Origin of the sequence: Paenibacillus oryzisoli, assembly GCF_050467285.1 — a bacterium.
Taxonomy (GTDB): Bacteria; Bacillota; Bacilli; order Paenibacillales; family NBRC-103111; genus Paenibacillus_E; species Paenibacillus_E oryzisoli_A.
Genome location: NZ_JBCMUN010000016.1, coordinates 48,337 through 69,871 on the forward strand (window position 1 = coordinate 48,337; position 21,535 = coordinate 69,871).

14 protein-coding genes are annotated in these 21,535 nt (G+C 55.0%); 1 reads left to right on the forward strand and 13 read right to left on the reverse strand.

The genetic code is table 11. From position 1 onward, the window contains the following. Positions 1 to 5: 5 nt before the first annotated feature. The 6 genes from ABE504_RS24755 to ABE504_RS24780 all read right to left on the reverse strand — a co-directional run bounded on the left by ABE504_RS24755 (position 6) and on the right by ABE504_RS24780 (position 7,918). On the reverse strand, positions 6 to 1,823 hold the full coding sequence (locus tag ABE504_RS24755; protein WP_430093961.1) for a cache domain-containing sensor histidine kinase: 1,818 nt from the start codon (positions 1,821 to 1,823) through the stop codon (positions 6 to 8). A 2-nt stretch (positions 1,824 to 1,825) separates the two neighbouring features. Next, the gene (locus ABE504_RS24760; RefSeq protein ID WP_430093962.1) at positions 1,826 to 2,842 is read right to left on the reverse strand and encodes a response regulator; all 1,017 of its coding nucleotides are present in this window, start codon (positions 2,840 to 2,842) and stop codon (positions 1,826 to 1,828) included. A 125-nt stretch (positions 2,843 to 2,967) separates the two neighbouring features. Continuing rightward, positions 2,968 to 3,837 carry a carbohydrate ABC transporter permease gene (locus tag ABE504_RS24765; RefSeq protein ID WP_430093963.1) on the reverse strand — a complete coding sequence of 290 codons (870 nt, stop codon included), beginning with the start codon at positions 3,835 to 3,837 and terminating at the stop codon, positions 2,968 to 2,970. 1 nt (position 3,838) lies between these two features. Then, positions 3,839 to 4,798, reverse strand: a complete 960-nt coding sequence (locus tag ABE504_RS24770) for an ABC transporter permease (RefSeq protein WP_430093965.1) — start codon at positions 4,796 to 4,798, stop codon at positions 3,839 to 3,841. A 69-nt stretch (positions 4,799 to 4,867) separates the two neighbouring features. After that, positions 4,868 to 6,403 carry an extracellular solute-binding protein gene (locus tag ABE504_RS24775; RefSeq protein WP_430093968.1) on the reverse strand — a complete coding sequence of 512 codons (1,536 nt, stop codon included), beginning with the start codon at positions 6,401 to 6,403 and terminating at the stop codon, positions 4,868 to 4,870. Positions 6,404 to 6,430: 27 nt separating this feature from the next. Then, the gene (locus tag ABE504_RS24780) at positions 6,431 to 7,918 is read right to left on the reverse strand and encodes a sulfatase-like hydrolase/transferase (protein WP_430093971.1); all 1,488 of its coding nucleotides are present in this window, start codon (positions 7,916 to 7,918) and stop codon (positions 6,431 to 6,433) included. 254 nt (positions 7,919 to 8,172) lie between these two features. Between ABE504_RS24780 and ABE504_RS24785 the strand changes: the two genes are divergently transcribed. Then, positions 8,173 to 9,570: a sulfatase family protein gene (locus ABE504_RS24785; RefSeq protein ID WP_430093973.1), complete on the forward strand. Its 1,398-nt coding sequence runs from the start codon at positions 8,173 to 8,175 to the stop codon at positions 9,568 to 9,570. Between the two features lie 191 nt (positions 9,571 to 9,761). On the opposite strand, the gene ABE504_RS24790 is transcribed toward ABE504_RS24785, so the two are convergent. The 7 genes from ABE504_RS24790 to ABE504_RS24820 form a co-directional block, all read right to left on the reverse strand. Next, positions 9,762 to 10,628: a Nif3-like dinuclear metal center hexameric protein gene (locus tag ABE504_RS24790; RefSeq protein WP_430093974.1), complete on the reverse strand. Its 867-nt coding sequence runs from the start codon at positions 10,626 to 10,628 to the stop codon at positions 9,762 to 9,764. 48 nt (positions 10,629 to 10,676) lie between these two features. Further along, positions 10,677 to 12,734 (reverse strand): alpha-glucuronidase family glycosyl hydrolase, encoded by a 2,058-nt coding sequence (locus ABE504_RS24795; RefSeq protein WP_430093976.1) that lies wholly within the window; start codon positions 12,732 to 12,734, stop codon positions 10,677 to 10,679. 40 nt (positions 12,735 to 12,774) lie between these two features. Beyond that, positions 12,775 to 13,464 (reverse strand): GntR family transcriptional regulator, encoded by a 690-nt coding sequence (locus ABE504_RS24800; RefSeq protein ID WP_430093979.1) that lies wholly within the window; start codon positions 13,462 to 13,464, stop codon positions 12,775 to 12,777. 397 nt (positions 13,465 to 13,861) lie between these two features. Next, positions 13,862 to 17,407 (reverse strand): glycoside hydrolase family 2 TIM barrel-domain containing protein, encoded by a 3,546-nt coding sequence (locus ABE504_RS24805; protein WP_430093982.1) that lies wholly within the window; start codon positions 17,405 to 17,407, stop codon positions 13,862 to 13,864. A 140-nt stretch (positions 17,408 to 17,547) separates the two neighbouring features. Then, positions 17,548 to 19,206: a sugar ABC transporter substrate-binding protein gene (locus tag ABE504_RS24810; protein ID WP_430093983.1), complete on the reverse strand. Its 1,659-nt coding sequence runs from the start codon at positions 19,204 to 19,206 to the stop codon at positions 17,548 to 17,550. 104 nt (positions 19,207 to 19,310) lie between these two features. Beyond that, positions 19,311 to 20,180, reverse strand: coding sequence for a carbohydrate ABC transporter permease (locus ABE504_RS24815; protein ID WP_430093986.1), 870 nt, complete (start codon positions 20,178 to 20,180; stop codon positions 19,311 to 19,313). A 15-nt stretch (positions 20,181 to 20,195) separates the two neighbouring features. Then, positions 20,196 to 21,158 carry an ABC transporter permease gene (locus ABE504_RS24820; RefSeq protein WP_430093989.1) on the reverse strand — a complete coding sequence of 321 codons (963 nt, stop codon included), beginning with the start codon at positions 21,156 to 21,158 and terminating at the stop codon, positions 20,196 to 20,198. Positions 21,159 to 21,535: the final 377 nt, after the last annotated feature.

Genomic DNA, 21,535 nt, shown 5'->3' on the forward strand with positions numbered 1-21,535 from the left:
CCTTCTTATTCTTGGAGTTGGTCTTTCAGGGGAAGCCGGATCGACGCCACTGTGCCCCGGCCTTCAAATGAGTCAAGCGACAGCCCGTAAGCGCTGCCGTATTGCAGCACAATGCGCGCATGCACATTGGCGATGCCGAGATTCGGATGCTTGCCCAATTCGTCCATGGCGTTCTCCGTCAGTTGCTTCAGCATCGTCTGGATCTGCGCCAAACGCGCTTGTTGAATGCCCGGACCGTTATCCGCCACCTCAATGACGAGATCAGCGCCATCGTCGAATGCGTTGACAATAATGCTTCCCCTGCCCTCTTTGACCTCAATCGCATATTTGACCGCATTCTCAACAAGCGGTTGAATAATCAGCTTGGGAATACGGCAATTCATAAACTTCTCATTGACGCTAATCTGGCTGCGGAAGGTGCCGGGAAACCGGATGTGAATGATCGACAAGTATCGCCGGAGCTGCGTCAACTCCTCCTCCAGCCGCACAATGTTATTCATATCCTGAGCTGTATAGCGGTAGAAATCCGCCAGGCTTCGCGCCAGCTTGACCATCTCTGGCATATCCTCGAGATAGGCCATGCTTTTGATAATATCGAGTGAGTTATAGAGAAAATGCGGATTAATCTGCGTTTGCAGCGCCTTCACAAGCGCTTCCTTCTCCCTCAGTTGCAGGCTGACCTCCTGCAATTTCATGGAGCTGACCGTGTCTAGGAGCTGCTGCACCTGCTCAACCATCATATTGAAGCTCCGGTTCAAATACTGAAATTCATCATGCCCCGACTGATAGGATGCGCGCACGGTCAAGTCGCCCCGCTCCACACTGCCCATCACCTGCCGGAGATGCAGAATCGGCTTGACGAATGCGCCGGAGATGAACGGCACGACGAGGATGATGCAGGCCGCGATAATGACGAACGCCAACACCATCGCATTCGGCGTATGCTTGTAGGCCGTCGCCATCTCCTCCAGCGGCACGATGGATACGAACGTCCACCCCGTCGTTTCCGATCGGGTCGTAGCGACCAGTGTTTTCCGCCCCTCCCATTCCTGAATCGAAGCATTCTCGGTATTTGTCAAATTCAACTGGCGAAGCGGCGTCTGCTCGCGCGGCAGTCCCAGCCACGGATAATTGGGATAATACACGATCCGATCCCCATCGGATATGATGAAAAACTGGCCATGCGGGGCAAGACTGGACTTCTCAAACGTATGCTGTATTTCATCCAGATAAAAATCGATCACCAGCTTGCCCAAGAGATCCATACTGTCAACGCTGTAGATCGGCATTTCAAGTGAAAGCACTCTGACGTCCTCATTCACGTATTTGACCGCATGTGTCTCGAGAACCTGCGTCTTCTCCGGGATGCCGTCCCGCGCCCAAGGCTCCTTCGACAGCCCTTCTTCCGAGCGCAGCGTCAGATTGGTCATCGCCAACGTGCGTTGGTCCGGCGCCATGAGGAACATGCCGACAATTTCGGGATAATTCAGGGCGACATATGTTCTCAGCACCTTCTGAACGTCCAGCTGCTCCTCCAGAGAGGCCTCCTTGCCAGCTTTCAGCCATTGCTGAACAAGCTCGTCTTTCATAACGGACTGCGTAGACTTGGAAAGCTGATAAATATAGAAGTCGATATGATGGTTCAAGCGAAGTGTTGCTTCTTCCGAGATCCGATGGAAATCCCGCTTGATGCCGCTGCTGTAATAGGAATAGGATAAGAAGCCCATGATCAGAATGGTCAGCAGCCCGACGAGCAGAAACGCGATGGTCAACTTTGTTTTGATCGAAAACCGTTTGTGAAAACGATGCAGGTATGAGTTCATTCTTACACACTTAACCTTTTCCGGTACTCATTGGGCGATTGTCCCGTAAGCTGCTTGAACACCCGGTTAAAATGGGGCAGCGATTGAAAGCCGACAAGCTCGGCGACTTCATAAACTTTACGCTCCCCGTCGACGAGCAACTGCTTGGCTTGCTGGATGCGAAGAGCATTCAAATAGTTGATGAAAGATTGCCCCGTGTATTTCTTGAACAGCAGACTGAACTGCGACACGCTGATATGAAACCGCTGTGTAATGTCGGAAACCGAAAGTTCCTCCCGATAATGACTCTGCAAATAGTCGCACACTTTCCGCACAACCTGCCGCATTTCTACATTGTTCATCGCGTGATAGCTATGCAGCCAAGCCTCTGATAACTGCAGAAAATGTGCCTCGATTTCTTCCTGCCGCAGCCCCTGGGACAGCCCCAGCCGCTTGAAAGCGGGCTGCGTGTTCTGTATAAGTTCATTGTATTTACTTGAGAACGTCCGCAGCAGCAGACTCTTCTCACTCTCCTGCAGACCTTCTGCCGACAGGATACTGCTTGTGATTCGAGTCTGCTCCTTGAACAGCTCCGATGTCTCGAAGTCCGTAATTTTGTCGAATAACTGCTGAATCATCAAAAAATATTGACGCAAATGATGAAGTTGCGGAATCCGGGCCTTCGCCTTCTCCAGGGCCGAGACCAGTTCCTCCTCCAGAACAGGCTTCAGCAGAAAGTCGTTAACCTGATACCGCAGCGCTTGCCGCGCGTACTCAAATTCATTATGACCGGTAACTATGATCGTGATGACGGGCAGCCGCCGTTCCGCAATTTCCTTAACAAGCCACAGACCGTCTTGTATCGGCATACGGATATCCGTAATGACAATCGCCGGCCACACCTGTTGAATCGTCTCCAGGGCCTCTTCGCCGTTCCCGGCTTCCGCCACCACTTCGTAAGCACCGTCCTGCTGCTCGACCATTTTCACAACGGCGCTGCGAATCCATTGCTCGTCTTCCACCACCATAATCTGATACATAGGAAGAACCTCCGAAATTTAGTCATGAAACTCTGCGATGCACTGGCGCCGCTTGGGCTCGCAGCGCGCTTACGCTTATTATATCATGCTCGATTTCTCTCCCTAGCAGACTTCCGGCAGATGAGCTACCCTTTCACAGAGCCCACCAGCATTCCCTTATCGAAGTATTTCTGAAAGAACGGGTAGATGATAATCATCGGAATCGAAGCCATGGCGACAACGGCCATCTTGACCGGCGGTCCGAATTCGTAACCATTGGCAACCGATTCCAGTGAATTGCCCGACTCCAGCACGATCTGCCGCAGAAAGACCTGCAGGGGCATAAGCTGCGAATCGCTGATAAACAGAATGGCCTGAAAGTAGGAGTTCCAATAGAATACCGCATAGAACACCGTGAAGGTCGCAATGGATGTCATGGACAGCGGCAGCATGACGCGCAGGAACAGCTTCCACTCCCCGCAACCGTCGATGCGTGCCGCCTCCTCCAGCTCCTTCGGCGTGTTCTGAAAGAAGCTGCGCATCACGATCAGATTAAACGGCAGGACCAGATTGTTCAGGAAGAGCGACCAATAGCTGTTCAGCAAACCCAGATTGCTGGTCAGCAAATAGGTCGGAATAATGCCGCCGCTGAACAACATCGTAATCAGTACCATGAGATTCAGCGTCTTCCTGCCCTTGAGCCATGTCCGGGAAAGCGCGTAAGCCATCAGTGTAGTCGTCGATATGCTCAGCGCGGTGCCCCCAACCGTAATGACAATGGCGTTCCAATAAGAGGTCAGAAAATTATGATTGTTGAACAAATAGCCGTAAGCATTGAGTGTCCATGTCTTCGGGAACAGAAATACGCCTCTGGAGAGCATTTCCTGCTTCGTCGAGAATGAACTGAACAGCACATACAGACAGGGCAGCAGCACAGCAAGCAGGATGACCGCAATCAGCACGTAGATGACGATATCGAAGGGGCTCAGCTTGCGCAGCACAACGGTAGATCTCATGTCAGTACACTCCTTCCTCTCCGATTTTGCGGGATGCCTGATTGGCCAAATACACAAGGCCCAGACCGATAATGGACTTGAATAAACCAACTGCCGTGGTGTAGCTGAACTCCGCTTGGGTAATCCCCACACGGTATACATAAGTATCGAATACCTCGGACACTTGCAGATTCAAGGAGTTCTGAAGCAGCAGGATGTGTTCGAAGCCTGTATCCATCACGTGTCCCAATCTTAAAATAAACAAAATGATAATCGTAGACCGCAAAGCCGGCAGGTTAATATGCCAAATCTGACGCATCCGGCTCGCGCCGTCCACCCGCGCCGCTTCATACAACGTAGGGTCGACCGAGGCCAGCGCGGCAAGAAAGATAATGGCGCTCCAGCCGGCTTCTTTCCAGATCACCTGAAACAAATACAGCCATCGGAAATAGTGTGGATTGGTCAGCAGCTCGATTCGCTCATAGCCCCAAGTGGACAACAGATTGTTAATGCCCCCGTCCTGCGTCGAGAACAGCAGCGCCGTCAAGCTGACAATGACGACCCAGCTCAGGAAATGCGGCACATACAGCAGCGTTTGCGCCCCTTTTTTGAACCAACTGACGCGCACCTCATTCAACAGCAGCGCCAGAACAATCGGAACTGGAAAAAAGAAAAACAGATTGATGCCACTAATGAGCAGTGTGTTACGAAATAACATCCAGAAATCCGGGTCGCGAAAGAGCGCTTCGAAATGCTGCAAGCCGACCCAGGGGCTTCCCAGAAAGCCTTCGAACGGATCGTATTCCTGAAACGCAATCGCGATGCCGCCCATCGGAATGTATTTGAACACGATGAAGAACAGAAGCCCCGGCAGAAGCATAAGGTAGACCGGCAAGCCCCGCTTCCACTCATACCAACGGCTGCGGCTCGCTGTCTTGCTGCGGATATTCTCAGTTTGTGCAACAGTTGATTGCAAGATCATGCCCTCCTTGTAGCCCGATACCGGGAAAGCCTGTTACGTGCGCGGCCTTCCCGGGGCCCGGTTCCCGGTTTATTTCGTCTTGAGGTACGCTTCATTCATTTCCTGAATAATCTGATCGCCGCCGCCAGCCTTCCAATCGGCAACCGCTTTATCGATTGCTTCCATGGACTCCTGTCCGGCAATCACCTTCACCATCGTATCCATCCATTTTTTGTCAATATTCGTACCGAGCTTGGTCGCCGTATCGGAGACAAGACCCGCTCCAGCATCCTTGACCCGCACCTTGTCATTGTTGTCAAAATAGGACTTAATGACCGCCACTTGCTTCGGGTCCGTCCATTTATAGATCAGGAACATTGGATCAAAGCGTTTGAAAACCCAACCCAGAAGCAAATATTGACGATCCTTCACCGAAGCGTCCAACTGCTCATACTGCGTATCGCTGATTTTCTTATAGTGGACGCCTTCAATGCCATGCTTGATGAAATCATACCCTTCGTCGGATACCATGTAATCGAGCAGCTTCAGAATACGCTGCTGCTTTTTCGCGTCAATTTTCGAGTTAATTACAATGTTGTCTCCGGATGTCAGCACCGGAATGCCGCCGCTGCCTGCGGGTCCTTTCGGCGGCATCAGCTGGACAAGCTCGGCTTTCGCATCCGTTTTCAGAATCGGCGGCATCGTTTCCACGAACAATTGCTGCGGGTTTACTGGCGCAATGCCCGATTTGCCTGCCTCGAGCTTGTTCAGCGAATCGCGCGATTTCAGAATCGGCGTATCTTTATCCAGCACGCCTTCCGCGTATGCTTTCCGCAAGAAGCCAATATAATCCTTTAACTCCTTGGACTGCGTCTGCATTGGGGTCAGCTTGCCGCTGTCATCCAGCTTCCAGTAATTCGCAAGCCCAAAGCTGGCTGTCAGGAAATTCCCCGTGCTGCCGAAGCCGAATTTACCGTTAGGGCTGATCTCGACCGAGAAGCCGACCGTATCGTTCTTGCCGTTGCCATCCGGGTCCTGCGTAGCAAACGCCTTCGCCACGTTATAGAACTCGTCAACCGTCTGCGGCATCTGGAGTCCCAGCTTATCCAGCCAATCTTTTCGGATCGCAAGCGAATCCCTGACATCCTGGTAGTAGAACGGCAGACCGTAATACTTGCCTTTCGGATTGAACAACTTCAACGATTCCTCCGGAATGTATTTGGTCAAGTTCGGATATTTGCTCAGCTCCGGCTTCACATCCATGAACACATTCTTCGCCTGCCATTTGACAAATTCCGCATTCGGCGCGTAGAAAACATCCGGGAAATTGTTCGACGCAGCGAGTACATTCAGCTTCTCCTGATAGCTCGCAGACGGCACCCACTCAATCTTGAGATCGATGTTCAGGCGTTTGTTAATCTCCTCAATCATCGGATTGTTCGGCGCCCAGCCGCCGCCTGCATAGCTGCGGGTCATCAGATTTATCGTGATTTTCTCGCTCATATCGTCCGCAGCGGCTTGCTCCTTGCCAGTTCCTTCGTTGCCTGTTTTTGCTGCGCCGGAACACCCTGCCAAAGTAGAAGCCAGGACTGCCGTACTCAGAGAAAGCAACATCCATTTTTTCATGCGCTTCAGCCTCCCGATTATCGATTATTATTTCTTTTCTCTCGCATCTCTACCATGCGGAACGACATCACACGTCTCCATATAAAAGGTAAGCATCCGTTCTCGAAGCTCATCACGAATCGAGGCCAGCTCGGCGTCCTCAATCCGGTTCGTCGTTTCGCCCGGATCGTTCGCCAGATCGTAAAGCTCATCCTGCTCGTAGAAGCGGCGCACGTACTTGTAACGGTGCGTTCGCACCATCGCCGCCTTCGTGTGCTCGGGGCCTTCGCTGCGCTGCATCTCGCCCCGCGGCCAGTACAGCATGGAAGGATCTCCATTCGCCGGTGCGGATTCGTTGCAGTGCGTCTCGCCGTGCAGTCTTCCGCCCTCGCAGAACACCGCGTCGCGGTGCGTCTCCGTCTCCCCGGCAACCAGGCTCGCCAGCGACTTGCCAAAGTGCGTATAATTCGGCGTAAGGCCTGCATACTGCTGCACCGTCGCCGTCAGATCGACCAATTCGACCAGCGCATCACTTACTCGGGGCTGCGCCGCTTCCGCCGCGGGCGGCTTCACGATGAAAGGCACACGGGTCAAGCAATCCTCGAAGGTGTTCTGGTTTTTTTCCACAAGCCCGTAATCGCCGGTAAAATCGCCATGATCCGAGAAGAAAAAGACCGCGGTGTCGTCGTAAATGCCCGCCTGTTTAAGCGCTTCCATTAGCAGGCCGAACTGATAGTCAACCCTTGCGCACATCGCATAATAGGTCGCTCGCAGCTCCGTCCAGCGCTCTTCGGACCAGTTCTCCATGCGGTACAAATCGCGCAGTCCCGTCAGGATGGACGGCTTGCTGCCGGACAGCGTCTTCGTATCGATCCGCTCCGGCAGGAGCGACTTGTCGATCCGATCATACCACGCTCTCTCTACTGCATAAGGCGGATGCGGATACAAAATAGGCAGATAAATGCACAGCGGCTTGTCTGTCGGCGGATTCTGAATCAGCTCGATGGCTCCCTGAATATTCGCCCAATCCGAATCGTAATAATGGGATTCGCCCCCTGTGTCCAGCTCTCCAACAAAGAAGGAATAATAGGTATCGCTGTCCGGTGCGCCCCGCCAGTTGTTTCCCGTTCCTTCGAAAGCGCCGCCGAACATCGGCCGCGGCGCCTGCTTCGGCACGTATTTCACATCGCAGTACGGCTCGAATCCGGTGCTTGGCGGAATGAGATCGTTCTTGCCGCCCCACCAGACGTAGTAGCCCGCGTCCTTCAAGGTTTGGAGCAAGACAGGTTCGTCCGGCTTCATCATATGATACATCGTGCGGTGTCCTCTGACGTGCGGATACCAGCCCGACATGAACGAGCAGCGGCTCGGCGTGCATACCGGATTTTGACAAAAGGCATTGCGAAAGGATACGGCATCCTCGTTCACCATCGCGTCCAGATTCGTCGTCACTGCCGCCGGATTGCCCATATGCCCCAGCACATCGCCGCGCCATTGATCCGGATTGAAAAGTATGATATGCGGTTGTTTTCCCACTCTGTTCTGCCCCCATTTCCTTAGCGTTGATCTGGCATTTCTTCGGGATGACCTTACTATACTTCGCCGCGCCTGCTTTCGTCGTTAACGCATTTTCCGATTTCTTTGCATTATTTCTTACACTCTCACCGTCGATTGTACAGCGTCCAGCTCCTCGGATAATATGCAAAGAAATCGGAGAATCGGCTATCGAACCGCTTAAAAGACGCAGTTTATAGTAGATAGGAATACCAGCTTGAAGGGAGAGTTTGCTTGTGAATAGACCTAATATTCTCATGATCATGGTCGACCAATATCGCTCCGATTGGATGAGCTGCGCCGGCACCTCTTATGTGCATACCCCTCATATTGACCGTATTGCCGAGAGCGGCGTCCGCTTTGTACAGGCCAGCTGCAACAGTCCCGTTTGCGGCCCAAGCCGCAGCTCGATTGCCGCGGGATTGTATCCCCATCGCATCGGTAATCTGGAGAACTTCGTCAACTACCCGGTGGAGCAGCCCACCTATTATCAAGCCTTGCGACAGGCCGGATATCGGGTAGGCATTGTCGGCAAGAGCGACTTGCACAAAGGCGATCATTTCTACGGTCTAAACGGCGACCTGCCGATTATGTACCATCTTGGTTTTACGCACCCGCATGAAACCGAAGGCAAGATGAACGCGGCGTTCCGCCGGAATCATCTCATGCATTTCGATCTGGATGCCGGAAACGATGCGCATATCGCCGGTCCTTATCAGCACTACCTGCGGGCGCACGGACAACTGGACGCTTTCGTCGAGGATTACCGTCAGCGCTTCGATGGCTGGAGCTACTATAACGCAACGCCGTCCCCGCTGCCTGCGGAGCATTTCCACGACAGCTATATCGGGCGGAAGTCGTGCGAGTTTATCGAGCAAGCGACGGATGATGCCCCTTGGCATTTGTTTGTCAGCTTCGTGGGGCCTCATGACCCGTGGGACGCGCCCGCCGAATACGCGGAAGCGTTCGCGGACCGTACGTTCCCGGATTCGATTCGCGATGATTTTGCCGGCAAGCCGGAATGGGTCAAGAAAAAATCCAAAAAGCAAACCGCCGGTATGACGGAAGCTCACCTGACGCAGGTCAAGCGGCAGTACGCCGCGGCCATTCAATTAATCGACGATTGGGTGGGGCGCATTCTGGACACGCTCACCCGCAAGGGGCTGGCGGACAATACGGTCATCCTGTTTTGCGCGGATCATGGCGAAATGATGGGAGATCACGGTCTCTTCCAGAAGAACACGATGTACGAAGGTGCACTGCGTGTTCCGTTGATCATCGCTGATCCGCGTACAGCGACAACGGGAACGAGCCAGGCTCTGGCGGAGATGGTTGACCTGTACCCGACGATGATGGAGCTGTGCGGCATCCCGTATGCCCATTGCAGGCTTGATGGCGTCTCGCTCGTGCCGCAATTGCAGGATAATCCGCCACAGCACAAGCCGTATCAGCTTAGCGAGCTCACCAACACGCGCATGATTTATGACGGCAGATACAAATATATTGAGAATCATAACGATGCGCTGGAGTTGTACGATCTGCAGGAGGATCCGCAGGAACTGCGGAATCTTGCGAAAGAGCGGCCCGAAACTGTGCGGAGCCTGATGAAAAGCATGGCGGCCTTGCGGAAGTAGAGGGAGAACGTTGGAGAAAAAGAGAGTTGACGGGTACGTTGAGCCTTGTATCCCCCGCCTGCGCAAAAACAAAAAAGCTCTGCGCCTCCCAGTGAAGGAAGGTGCAGAGCTTTTATCAGCGTTTCAGCATGTATCTCCTCGAAGCGGCCCTTGAGAGGACGGCGGAACCGTTTACCTTTGATGGCTATTCGTCACAGTACGCGAAAAAGCGGCGCCTCCCGCAACGCATGCACGGGAACGCCCGGGAACCGTTCGCGCAGCCACGCCGCGATTGCGCGCATGCCCGGCTCCTCGCTCTCCGCATGGCCGAGCGCGAGGTACGCCAGCGGCCGGCCCTCCCGGGCCGCGTCGCGCACGTACTCCGGCGTCTCCCATTCGGGGCCTTCGCCGGCGATCACGAGATCCAGGCCGTGCGCCTGGATGAGCGGCACCGCTACGCCGGCTCCGCCGCGGTAACCCGCCGCCACACCGATGCGGCGGCAGAGCATGTCGGGATTCCCCGCTGCGCGGACGTAGGGAATCCCGAGCTTCGCTTTCACATGACGGGCGACCTGCGCCAGCGTCATGGGCTCGATCTCCACGACCGCGGCCGCGGGTTCGTGCGCCAGGAGGTGAGGCGCCCAGGCGAGCGCCTCGATTAGCCCAGCCGTGATGGCATCCGGCTGGCAGCGATGGGGACGGTCGTGATAGCGAACGACCGTCATGCCCGTGCGTCCGAGCAGCTCACGCTTAGCGCGCACGACGGGGTCGTCCGGGAGCCAGGCCGCGCCGGCCTCCCGGTGGCAATAAAACAGGCCCTCGTGCGAGATCACGAGGTTCACACCGAGCGCAGCCGCCTGCTCCAGCAGCGCCTGCGTTGCCGTAAAGACGACGGCGACGCCCGTCACGGCCGTGGAAGCATTAAACGTGCCCGCCCTGGCGGCATCGGTATCGGTATTGGCATCGGCTTCGCCCCAGCCGCTCCCCGGACCGGCCACAACGCCATCCACGCCGCCTTCAACCAGGGCCGCCCCGTCCAGCAGATGCTTGATCACTTCCCCTATCGTCACTGGCGTCATGCCATCCATACCCCCTAATTGGTCGTCGCCTGCCTCCCGACATCCACCCTAATACACCACACGCCCGCGCTCATCCGCAATGCCCGATTTCCGAAAGAAATACGTGTTGATCTGGTCGCGCCACTCCTTCGCATGCTCAGCTTGCTCGCGCAGTCGGCAGCTCACCTGCTCGAAACGCTCTTGGTCCATCAATCCCCGCAGCGCTTCCCACGTCTCCACCAGCCTCTCCGCCTCGCGCACCCCGTCGAAGTGCGTATCATAGATGTGCTGAATCACGGTCTTGCCGGACTTCAACCGATGCGTGTACGGCACATGATGGAAAAAAAGCAGCAGCTCATCCGGACATGTCTCCACGTTCTCGTACCGCTCCGCATGCGGAGCGAAGTACTGCGCCGTGTATCCGGTCCCCGTGTGGACAGTACGGTCGACCCCCATGCCCTGGGAATCGGCAAAATGATACGTCCCCCAGCGCGAATACTCGTAGCCGTCGACATTCGGCCCGTAATGATGGCCGGGATTGACCATCCAGCCGACGCCAAGCGGCGCCGTATAGCTCTCATAGATCTGCCAGGAATCCAGCAGCATCCGGGTTACAGCCGCCATGACCTCGGCGCAAGTCCCGAACGTCAGCGCCACCCACTCCCGCGCGATCTGCTCCGCCGTTAGCTCGGGGTTCCACGCCAACCGGCCGAATCCGTACAGGTTCGCCTGCGCCAGAATATGCCCCGTCCAGCTCGGTCCGTCGCCGATGTTGGACACCGCTGCAATGCCGCCCAGCTGTCTGCCGAACAAACGGCCGCTTGCCGCCTGTGCGATCGTGCTGCCGCTGCCCTCGGCATGCGTGTCGAAGCCGAGTACTTCCTTCCACTGCGGCACGAGGAAGCACAGATGTTTTTGCTGGCCGGTATATTCCTGCGTAATTTGCAGCTCCAGCACCTGATTTGTCGCAGGCATCGCGCCCAGCAGCGGCGACACCGGCTCCCGTACCTGAAAGTCCATCGGGCCATTCTTGATCTGCAGGATCACATTATCGTGAAACTTTCCGTCGAGCGGGGTAAAATGGTCAAACGCCGCCCGCGCCCGGTCGGTAACGCGGTCGCGCCAATCCTGCTGACAGTTGTACACGAAACAGCGCCAAATAACGATGCCTCCGTGCAGCGCCAACGCCTCCGCCAGCATATTCGCGCCTTCCGCATGGTCGCGTCCGTAGGTGAACGGCCCCGGACGTCCCTCCGAGTCAGCCTTCACGAGAAAACCGCCAAAATCCGGGATCACCCGATAAATCTCCCCGGCTTTCTCCTTCCACCACGCCCGCACCTCCGCGTCCAGCGGGTCCGCGCTGCTGAGACCGCCCAATTCCATCGGGCTGGCGTAGTTGACGCTCAGATACGTGGTAATGCCGTAGCTGCGAAACACCGCGGCGACCCGAGCCACATCCGGCAGCATCCGCTCAGTAATGAGGAGCGATTCTACTGCGTGCACGTTAACATTATTAATCGCAATCGCATTGATGCCGACCGAGGCCATCAAGCGGGCGTAATCGCGAATCCGCGTCAGATCCTGCACAATGCGACCGTCCCTGAAAAAAATCGACTTCCCCGCATACCCCCGCTCAATCGATCCATCCATATTGTCCCATTGATTGAGCATGCGCAGGCCGTTCATCGGCGACTCTGTAATAGCGACCGCCGACAAATCTTCCCCGCACAGGAGCATCCTCAGCAGGTGAAAAACCCCGTACAAGGCACCTCTCGCCGAATTGCCGGCGATAACAAGCCCGGCCTCGCCCAGACGCGTGATCACATACCCATCACCGGAGGTGTTTCCCGGCTGCAGCTCCGGCACCAGCCCGGCCTCCAGCTCGCCCAGGTACCCGCGGACGCCGAGCACGAGGCATGGACTCCCATCGGCAGCAGCGGTGCGCACAGGTCTTGCGCCAACAATCGCCCCCAAACCGTTTATCAGTTCGGAAGCCGCCGTCTCCAGCACCTCCGACTCGCAGGCAGGCACAACCACCTTCCGCGCCCACGCTTCATCTACCCTTTTGCTGTCGTTCGTCGCCGCATAGCCCAGCCAACAAGCATATGCATTCGTGCTGTCACCCATCATGATACCTCCACTATTGTACGTTCTTGCCTTTATCTATTTATCTAAAATAAGTCGGATACTTCGCCATTAACTCTTCTTTCTCGAATCTGACCCGGCTGAGATGCTCCCGCATCGCCTCTTCAGCCATGTCCGGATTGCGCTCCCGAATCGCGCGCGCGATACTGCGGTGCTCGGACAAAATCACGTCCCAGTCGTAATTCACAGCGAGCCGCAAATACCGGATGCGGTTGTAGTGCGTCCCGAGCTGCTGGAGCAGCCCCCAGGTGCGGATTTTGCTGCAGCCGACGATAATCGTCCGATGAAATTCTTCATCGAGCTCGAACAGTCGAGCGTAATTTCGCTCCGCTGCGCAAAGCTCCTGAAGGTTGATCAGGTTTTGCAGCTGCATCGCCTGCTCGGCATTCAGCAGTTCGCAAGCCTGGCGCACAACGGCCGTCTCCAACGTCTCCCGGATAAAGCGGGACTCCTCCACCAGTTGCAGATCGATCAGCGAGATAAAAGACCCCTTCTGGGGAATCGTCTCGATCAACTCCTCCTGCGCCAGCTTCACCAACGCTTCGCGAATCGGCGTTCGGCTCACCTGCAGCATCTCGATAATCTCTTTCTCTGAAATCAATCGACCGGGCTCGAGCCGGAGCTCCATGATGTTTCTTTTCAACGTGTCATGCACATTGTCCCGAATTAATCCCTTGACTTCCGTTGCGGCATCGAGCTTAATATGATTCATCGCGTCCCCCTTTCCCGGTCCTGCCCGCTAAACAGCCGGCATTCCTGAATTTACAGCGTTATTCGTCCACTCGTGCCGTTCCAAAACGGCCTCCGGTAACTAACTTCCCAAGTGCCTATCGCGGTAAGCCTACTGCTCTCCCCATATCAGCCCTGTATGCGGAACGACACGCCGCTATTTCAGCGGTTATCACACATTTCCGCCTAGAGGCGGAACGAGATGACCCTATTCAGGCTCTGAGCCGTCCTTTTTGCGAAAAATGCCACAAATAGCGCACTCTCGATCCCTTTATCGCCCAAATGGGCCCAATTCGTGCAAATAGCGTCACTATGCTCCTCTTCCGCTGACTCTGCTGAACAAATATATGATGCTGCATCGCATGGCCGCTCCTATCTCGCTATCTCTCAAACCGGAACCAGCCAAAATCGAACTGGCTGCCAGGCAAGAATACGAAGATCACGCTCTGTTCACCCGTTACTCGCTCTATCTCAAAAACCCGCTCCTCATAACCATCGGACCCGGTAAACTCAATCACTTGATTGCTGTCCCCGGCGCTCCCCGAAAACCGGAGGTGAATCGTATTCTGCGCAATCGGCGAGCCGCCGCAGACGACCAGTTTCGTCGCCCCTTCGCTTCCGAAATCCATGCCGCCAAACACCAGCGACACGTTGTTGCCGATGCCCTCGACACATGTGCCACTCCGAGTGAATGTATCGCCGTACAGCTGGTCGCACACTGCAGCGTGGTTCACCTCGTACGCCCGGCTCACCTTCTCGAAGGAGAAGCCTTTGATATGCACCTTCTTCTGGAGCACAAAGCACAAAGACGTAATGCCAGTCAACCGCCTCGAGAGGCGATAGGTCTCCTCCTGGTACACATTCCACCTGGATGGCTTCTGGTAGATGACATCCGCCAACAGCTCGCTGCCGGCTTCGTCCGGCATGCCTTCCCAAATCTGCAGCGCATACGGCTCGCCGGTAAGCGCGAAGATCGGCAGCGTAATCCGGTCGGAGCCGTACGCGCCGAAGTCGATGCCCCGGAAGCCAACTTGCGTCTCTCCGTCCCGACTGGTGGCCACGCCGCGCTCATTGCCGTTGCCGACATCCCCCTTGCTGTAGTCATACAGCCCGGCGGAAATGAACCCATACGGGTCCTTGTACGCCGTGCCCAGCCCCGTCGCCGTAAACTCCAGCTGCGAGATCAGCTTCGTTTTGGCCGTGCCGTTTCGGCTCGTGCACCGGAGCCGGAACTCGCCGTCGCCCAGCGCGATCAGCTTCGCTTCGCCTCCGCTCGCTTCCACGCGGGCTAGATTCGACGCGATCCCCGCGTCGTTCACGACGCTCCACTCCACGTCCGTGTAGGATGTGTTCGCAGGGTACAGGCGCGCCTGCACGGTCATCCCCCTCCGCTCAGCGTCAAACTGCTGGCCCATCGGGGAGACGATTTCGATTTTGCGCACGGGAATCTCGCGCAGAGCACCTGTCACAACCGGCTGCGCCTGATTGCTCGTCGCAGCCGACACACCTTGCACCGCGTCCCTCCACAGCACTTCCTCTGCAATTCCTCGCAACGCAGGTCCTCCGGTGGCAGCTTTCCCCGGCTCAGCAGCCCGCACCTCGAACGTCAGCACCTGCGGCGCCAGCCCTTCGGAGGTCACTTCCACCCGTACGGTGCCGGGCTCCAACCTCGCGCCGATCAGCGCCATCAGCTTGCCGCTGAACAATCTGCGGCTTACGCCCTTGTACGCGTCATAGTCCGTGCTGTCGCCGTTGTCGAGGCCCAGCAGCCGGCCGGCGCCCGTTACCTCGACCTGCACCCGGTTCGTCGCGTTCTCCACCGGGTTGCCGTCCCGATCCGCCATCGCGATTTCGACGAACATCAAATCCTCGCCGTCCGCGACCAGCCCCGCCTTATCCGGTGTCAGCCGAATCTCGTGCGCATCACCGAACGAGTGCTGTACGGCCGTCGCGATGACGCGCCCCGCTTCATCGTAAGCGAGCGCTTTAAGCTCCCCCGGTTCGTACGGGAGCTTCCACCAACCGACCAGCTGGCTGCCATGCCTATGGTCAATATCGAACGTGCCGACGGTCACGCCGTTCAACTGCAATTCGATCTTCGGCGCATTTGAGCAGACGCGAACGTCGATCACTTCCCCCGGATTCCAGTCCCAATACGGAAAAATATGCACCATCGGTTTCGCCCGGTAATCCGTCCACGCAGACTGATAGATGTAGTACGAATCCTTCTGAAACGTCGCCGTATCGATCTGGCCGAGATAGGCATTCTTCGTATGATAAGGGGTTGGCTCCCCGATGTAGTCAAACCCGGTCCAAATAAACTGTCCCAGCGAAAAAGGCGCCTCCCGCTCGGCGATTATGCAAGCTTCGACAGATTTCGCACCCCAGCTAGTCGTGCTGTTGCCCAGCGCTGAGCACTGCTCGTCGTCATCGGCAAGAATGGACCGCTCGAACGGGAAGCGGTAAATGCCCCGGCTCTGCACAAGCGAAGCCGTCTCACTGCCATAGATCACCCAGTCCGGGTGCTCCTCGTGATGCTTGTGATAGTACTTCTCAGCGTAGTTGTAGCCGGCAATCTTGACGATGTCCGCACACAACTGCGCATTCTCCCACGGCATATAGTTCGAGCCGATTGTGACCCGGCCGTTCCCCTTCGGATCGTGCTTCATCACTTCGGCCGCCAGCATCCGGGTGATCTCCTGCCCTCGGCCATCTGCATGTGTATCGTAAATTTCATTGCCGATGCTCCACAGGATCAGGCTCGGGTGATTGCGGTCCCGCCGGATCCAGCTTGCTACATCCCGCTGCGCCCACGCCTTAAAAAACCTCGCATAATCGTACGTCGTCTTCGCTCTCTCCCACATATCGAACGCTTCCGAGACGATCAGGAAGCCCATCTCATCCGCGAGCTCCATAAATGCCTTCGCGTGCATATTGTGGGCGGTTCGAATTGCATTGACACCCATTTCCTTCAAAATCTGGAATCGCCTGCGGAGCGCCGCCAAGTTAAAAGCTGCGCCGAGCGCACCCAGGTCGTGATGTTCACAGACGCCGTTCAGCTTCATGCGCGTGCCATTCAAATAAAAACCCGTCTGCGGGTCGAGCACGACCTCCCGGAACCCCACGTTCTGCTCGATGCATTCCACGAGCACTTGCTCTCCATCTGCGCCAGCAACCCGCAGCTCCGTCACGAGCCGATATAAATTCGGCTCGTCGGGGCTCCAAACGCGCGCACCCTCCACCTCAAGCATCTGACTGAGCTTCGCGCAGCCTGCTTCATCCCCGCCTCTTGCCTTCGCAGCCACAACTAGCTCCGCGCCACTTGCCATCGTAGCCGCAGCCTGCTCTGTCACAGCTGCCACCGGCTCGCCCCCGTACAGCAGCGTCTGAGTCACCCAGCCGTCCTGACGAAGGCTTAGCTCCGTCTCCACCGAAAGCTCCCAGCGCTCGCCCTTCCGAACCGCTGCTGCATAAATGCCATGCGTCGGGATATACTCTTGCCCACGCGTGATCAGCCACACATCCCGGTAAATGCCAGCACCCGAGTACCACCGGCTGTTCGGACTTTGGTGGACAACCTTCACTATGACCTCGTTATCACCCTCCACCAACGCATCCGTTATGTCATGCTCAAAAGCCGAATACCCATACTTCCATTCGCCAACAAAACGCCCGTTCACGTAGACGGAACTATCCATGTAGACGCCGTCAAAGCTCAGCAGCACCCGGCGACCCAAATCCGCCGCCGCCCAGACCAGCGTTTTGCGGTACCAGCCGATGCTGTTCTCGTAGAGGTTGCTTGTATCGTAGATCAGCCAATCGTGCGGCAAATCCACCGGCTCGAACGGGAGCCTGGACCAATCCGTCAGCTCCAGCCCGCTTTTTGCAAATGTCCATCCGTCCATCCAGCGTACCTTCGTATTCATGCCTTTCCCTCCCTGACATACGTTCTCTCTGCTTGCAGCCTTCATCTATATGCACTCCCGGCCTCGACCACGAGTTATGTTCAACGTTAAATGTCAGGACCTGCGGCAAGAAAGCTTGCCGCAGATCCCCTGATTCATGATTAATAGCCAAGCATGCCTTTCGTTTTGCCAAAAATATCGTTCGCCATCTTCACATAACGTGAAGCGCCGAGCGATTCGACTTGCGCCGTGTACGTATTCCAATCGGTTGCAATGTTCGCTTGCCCTGTAATGAATTTGAGAGTCATGGTATTGACATAATCCATCAGCGGTTTGGAGATCAAGTTCATTTGTTCGCTTTCATCCGGTGTGCCCATAATCGGCGGCGCCAGCGTTCTCGCTTTACGCAGCGTCAGGATCCGGTTGTTGTAATCTTTTTCACCATCGGTCATTTTCGACATTTTCAGCTTCGCAGAGCCGCCGTAAGCGAACACCCCGCCGCCGAAGCCAAAGTCTACGTTAAGTTTCTTAGGCGCTGTCGGGTTGATGCCGTTGTACGTAACGTCCGGCTTTAAGGCAATGTTGCCGCTTGCGTCTTTGGTGTACGTTTCGCCTTCAACACCCCACAGGCTGAGCGTTTGGCCTTCATCCGAGTACCAGAGCCAGTCGACGAAACGGAGCATTTCGATAAACTTGTCTTTGCCCAATTTGTCCAGCGCATTCTTGGAGATCATGATGCCGTTCTCGAGACGGGACGTTTCGATTTGCAGCATGCCCTTCGGCCCGCCCGGTTGTACGATCATGTACAGGTCAGCGCCCGGCGCTTGCATTTTCGTTTTAAAATCAGACATCAGCTGGTAGTTCGCATTGATCACATACGTGTCGCCTTTGAAAAACTTGGCTTGCGCCGTTTTATCATCCTGCGTGAACGACTCCGGATCGAGGATGCCGTCTTTGACCAGCTTGTTGAAGTAGGTTACATAGTCTTTAAAATCGTTCGTTGCATCGGCAAACTCGAATTGCTTCGTCTGCTCGTTGAAACGCGTGCCGTTGGAAAGGCCCCAGCCGTCGCCGCCCGTTACGCCATATTGGATCGCTGCGATGTTCAGCGCCGATTTGCCGTTGAACTCGTCGGACCAGACGTATTTGGCGCCGGTGAACGCCTTCACTTTTTTCAGCGCTTCATAGAAGTCTTCATACGTCCATTTGCCTTCCAGCCCTTTGACGTCAACGCCCGCTTTCTCAAAAATATCTTTCCGAATGACATAGGAGTACCCGCCGCCGGCGACTTCCCACATGCCTGGAAGCACGTAGTATTTGCCGTCGGATTTCAGCTTGGCACGAAGATCTTTATCCATACCCCAGTCTTTCACGGCTTTCATATAGTTCGGCATATATTGCACCCAGTCGCTAATAGGCACAATCTGACCGCCGGCCACGAACGGGGATTCGTCATACGTTTTGGGAATAATGAAAGGCGCGTCCCCGCTGTTAACCAGCAGTGACTTCTTGTTCTCATACTCGGTGCGGGCCGTAATGTTCAGGTCAAACGTGACATTCGTTTTCTCCTGGATCGAACTCCAAAGACGCCAATCCTTCTTGTTCGGGTAGTTCTCGTGATCGCTGTACATCATCGAATACGATACGGGCTCATTGGCGTGGAACGTCTTGCCTTCACCAAATGTGTAGTTCAGCGCTTGGCCTGTGTCGGCATTGCTGCCCGGCGTCGGGGACGCGGATTGATCGTCTGAACATGCTGCGGTTGCGACCGCTATCGTAAGAGCCATGGCGATTCCTAAAGCTTTTTTTGTCTTTTTCATATTTCCACCCTTTCATTTGTTTGTGTATATAGCAGACGGCTGCCATGTTCACGTTGCGCGCGTTCGGACCATAGCTGCAGCACAGTCTGAAATAACGGAGGAAATTAACCTTTTACCGCACCAATCATCATGCCTTGCACAAAATACTTCTGAACGAACGGGTAGATACAAATGATCGGCAGTGCCGTCAGCACCATTGCACAGGACTTGATCGTCGCTGCAATCTGGGCCGATACTTCAGCGTTAGCGCCGGGATCTGTGCCGAGCGAGCTGTCGATGATCTGTCTGAGATAGAGGGCGACAGGCCATTTCTCTTTCGTCTGCAGGAAGAGAGCGGGACCGAACCAGTTGTTCCAGATGGCTACCATACTAAACAGTACCATCGTGGCCATAATCGGTTTGGATAACGGCAGCGTAATGCGGGCAAAAATCCCATAAACGCCAAGGCCGTCGACGGTCGCCGCTTCCTCCACTTCCTCCGGCAAAGAGGCAAAAAACGTTTTCATCAAAATCACGTTGAACGCGCTGATCGCGCCGGGAATAATAATCGCCCAGATGGTGTCCTTCATATGCAGCGTTTTGGCGACCAGAATATAGTTAGGAATTAACCCCCCGCCGAAATACATGGTGAACAGGACGAAGGGAATGACAGCTTTGTTAAGCCGCAATCTTTCCTTGGAAAGCGGATAAGACATAATAGCGGTTGCAGCAACGGAGATGATCGTCCCGACGACCGCATACAAGACCGTATTGCCGTAATACCGGAAGAAATCCGGTTTGCCCAGCACGATGCGATAGGTTTTGTCGGTAAACTCGACCGGAAAAAACGTCACCTTCCCTGCATACACCGCAGCCTCGGAACTAAAGGACTGGGCGACTAGATAGAGAAACGGATACAGCGTCATTACGACGACGAGCGCCATAACGCAGGCATTGAACACTTGAAACACGCGATAGGATGCTGACTCCTTCACTTGACAAACCCTCCTTTACCACAAGCTCGATTTCGTCGTTTTCTTGGAAATATAGTTCGCCGTCGTGACGAGGATCAGTCCGATGACCCCTTCGAACAAGCCGACTGCGGTTGCAAAGCTGAAGTTGCCGCCGGTAATCCCCATCCGGTATACGTAAGTGGAAATAACGTCAGCCGATTGATACGTGAGCGGGTTGTATAGCAGCAAGATTTTCTCAAAATTGGAGCCCATGATACCGCCGATATCCAGGATGAGCAGTGTCATAATCGTCGGCAAAATACCCGGAATCGTCACGTGCCACGCAAGCCGCAGCCGGTTCGCCCCATCGACCCTGGCCGCTTCATACAAGTCGGTATTGATGCCAGTCATCGCCGCCAGGTAAAGGATCGTCCCCCAACCGAGTCCTTGCCAGATGCCGGAGGCCACGTAGATGGTCGGGAACCATTCCGGCAAGGAGATGAACGTGATTTTGGCCATGCCGAGATGTGCAAGCAGCGTATTGATCGGACCGGTCATCGAGAGCAATTCCTTCGTCATCCCAGCGATAATGACCATCGAGATGAAGTGCGGCAGGTACGAGACCGTTTGAACGAATTTCTTGAGGCGAACTCGCCGCAGTTCATTCAGCAGCAGCGCAAAGATCAGCGTCAGCGGGAACCGCACGATCAGATACAGCACGCTTAGAGAGAGATTGTTGCGAAAAGCGCGCCAGAACGTCGGGTCCTTCATAAACATCCGGAAGTACTGCAGGCCAACCCATTCCGTGCCGAATAAATTCGTGCCGCCTCTGTATTTGCGGAAAGCGATTACATTTCCGAGCATCGGTACGTACTTGAAGATGATAAAATAAATAAGGGGAATAATCAGAAAGGAATACAATTTCCACTCCTTCCGGATGTGCCTCAGCAGCGAGGTTTTGAGCGCCGTTTTTTTCTCGATCGCTACCGTGCCTACTATCGCCTGATGCTTGACTGACATCGAACCACCGCTTTCTTTTAAAATTAACCATCGTCCATAAACACAACATTGTTCGTGATCGCGCGTTCATTTTGGTCTTGAAGGTCCCGTGAAGCGGTTTCAGAAACCGCATACAAAGAGCAGTTCGGGAAAATCCCTCCATATAAACTGGTTATACTTGTATGACTAGCTAACTGTAAGATGGGGCAACGGCGCCTGTCTACTGGGAATTTTCACCTGCAATAATTAAACATTCATTTTCAGGATGTATACTTGTATGCCTAGTATGAGCACCTGTCACTGATTATGATTTTACAAAAAGTCAGGCGATTTGGACATAGAGGAATACAAGAAAACTTGTAATTATTAAATATCTTTTTATCTTTTTTATTGTGGTA

What these genes read in the sequence shown, in the direction of transcription:
- ABE504_RS24760 (WP_430093962.1), bottom strand. Translation starts at nt 2,842, where the DNA reads ATGTATCAGATTATGGTGGTGGAAGACGAGCAATGGATTCGCAGCGCC.
- ABE504_RS24820 (WP_430093989.1), bottom strand. Translation starts at nt 21,158, where the DNA reads ATGTCAGTCAAGCATCAGGCGATAGTAGGCACGGTAGCGATCGAGAAA.
- ABE504_RS24770 (WP_430093965.1), bottom strand. Translation starts at nt 4,798, where the DNA reads ATGATCTTGCAATCAACTGTTGCACAAACTGAGAATATCCGCAGCAAG.
- ABE504_RS24800 (WP_430093979.1), bottom strand. Translation starts at nt 13,464, where the DNA reads ATGAATCATATTAAGCTCGATGCCGCAACGGAAGTCAAGGGATTAATT.
- ABE504_RS24775 (WP_430093968.1), bottom strand. Translation starts at nt 6,403, where the DNA reads ATGAAAAAATGGATGTTGCTTTCTCTGAGTACGGCAGTCCTGGCTTCT.
- ABE504_RS24790 (WP_430093974.1), bottom strand. Translation starts at nt 10,628, where the DNA reads ATGACGCCAGTGACGATAGGGGAAGTGATCAAGCATCTGCTGGACGGG.
- ABE504_RS24805 (WP_430093982.1), bottom strand. Translation starts at nt 17,407, where the DNA reads ATGAATACGAAGGTACGCTGGATGGACGGATGGACATTTGCAAAAAGC.
- ABE504_RS24765 (WP_430093963.1), bottom strand. Translation starts at nt 3,837, where the DNA reads ATGAGATCTACCGTTGTGCTGCGCAAGCTGAGCCCCTTCGATATCGTC.
- ABE504_RS24755 (WP_430093961.1), bottom strand. Translation starts at nt 1,823, where the DNA reads ATGAACTCATACCTGCATCGTTTTCACAAACGGTTTTCGATCAAAACA.
- ABE504_RS24810 (WP_430093983.1), bottom strand. Translation starts at nt 19,206, where the DNA reads ATGAAAAAGACAAAAAAAGCTTTAGGAATCGCCATGGCTCTTACGATA.
- ABE504_RS24795 (WP_430093976.1), bottom strand. Translation starts at nt 12,734, where the DNA reads ATGGGTGACAGCACGAATGCATATGCTTGTTGGCTGGGCTATGCGGCG.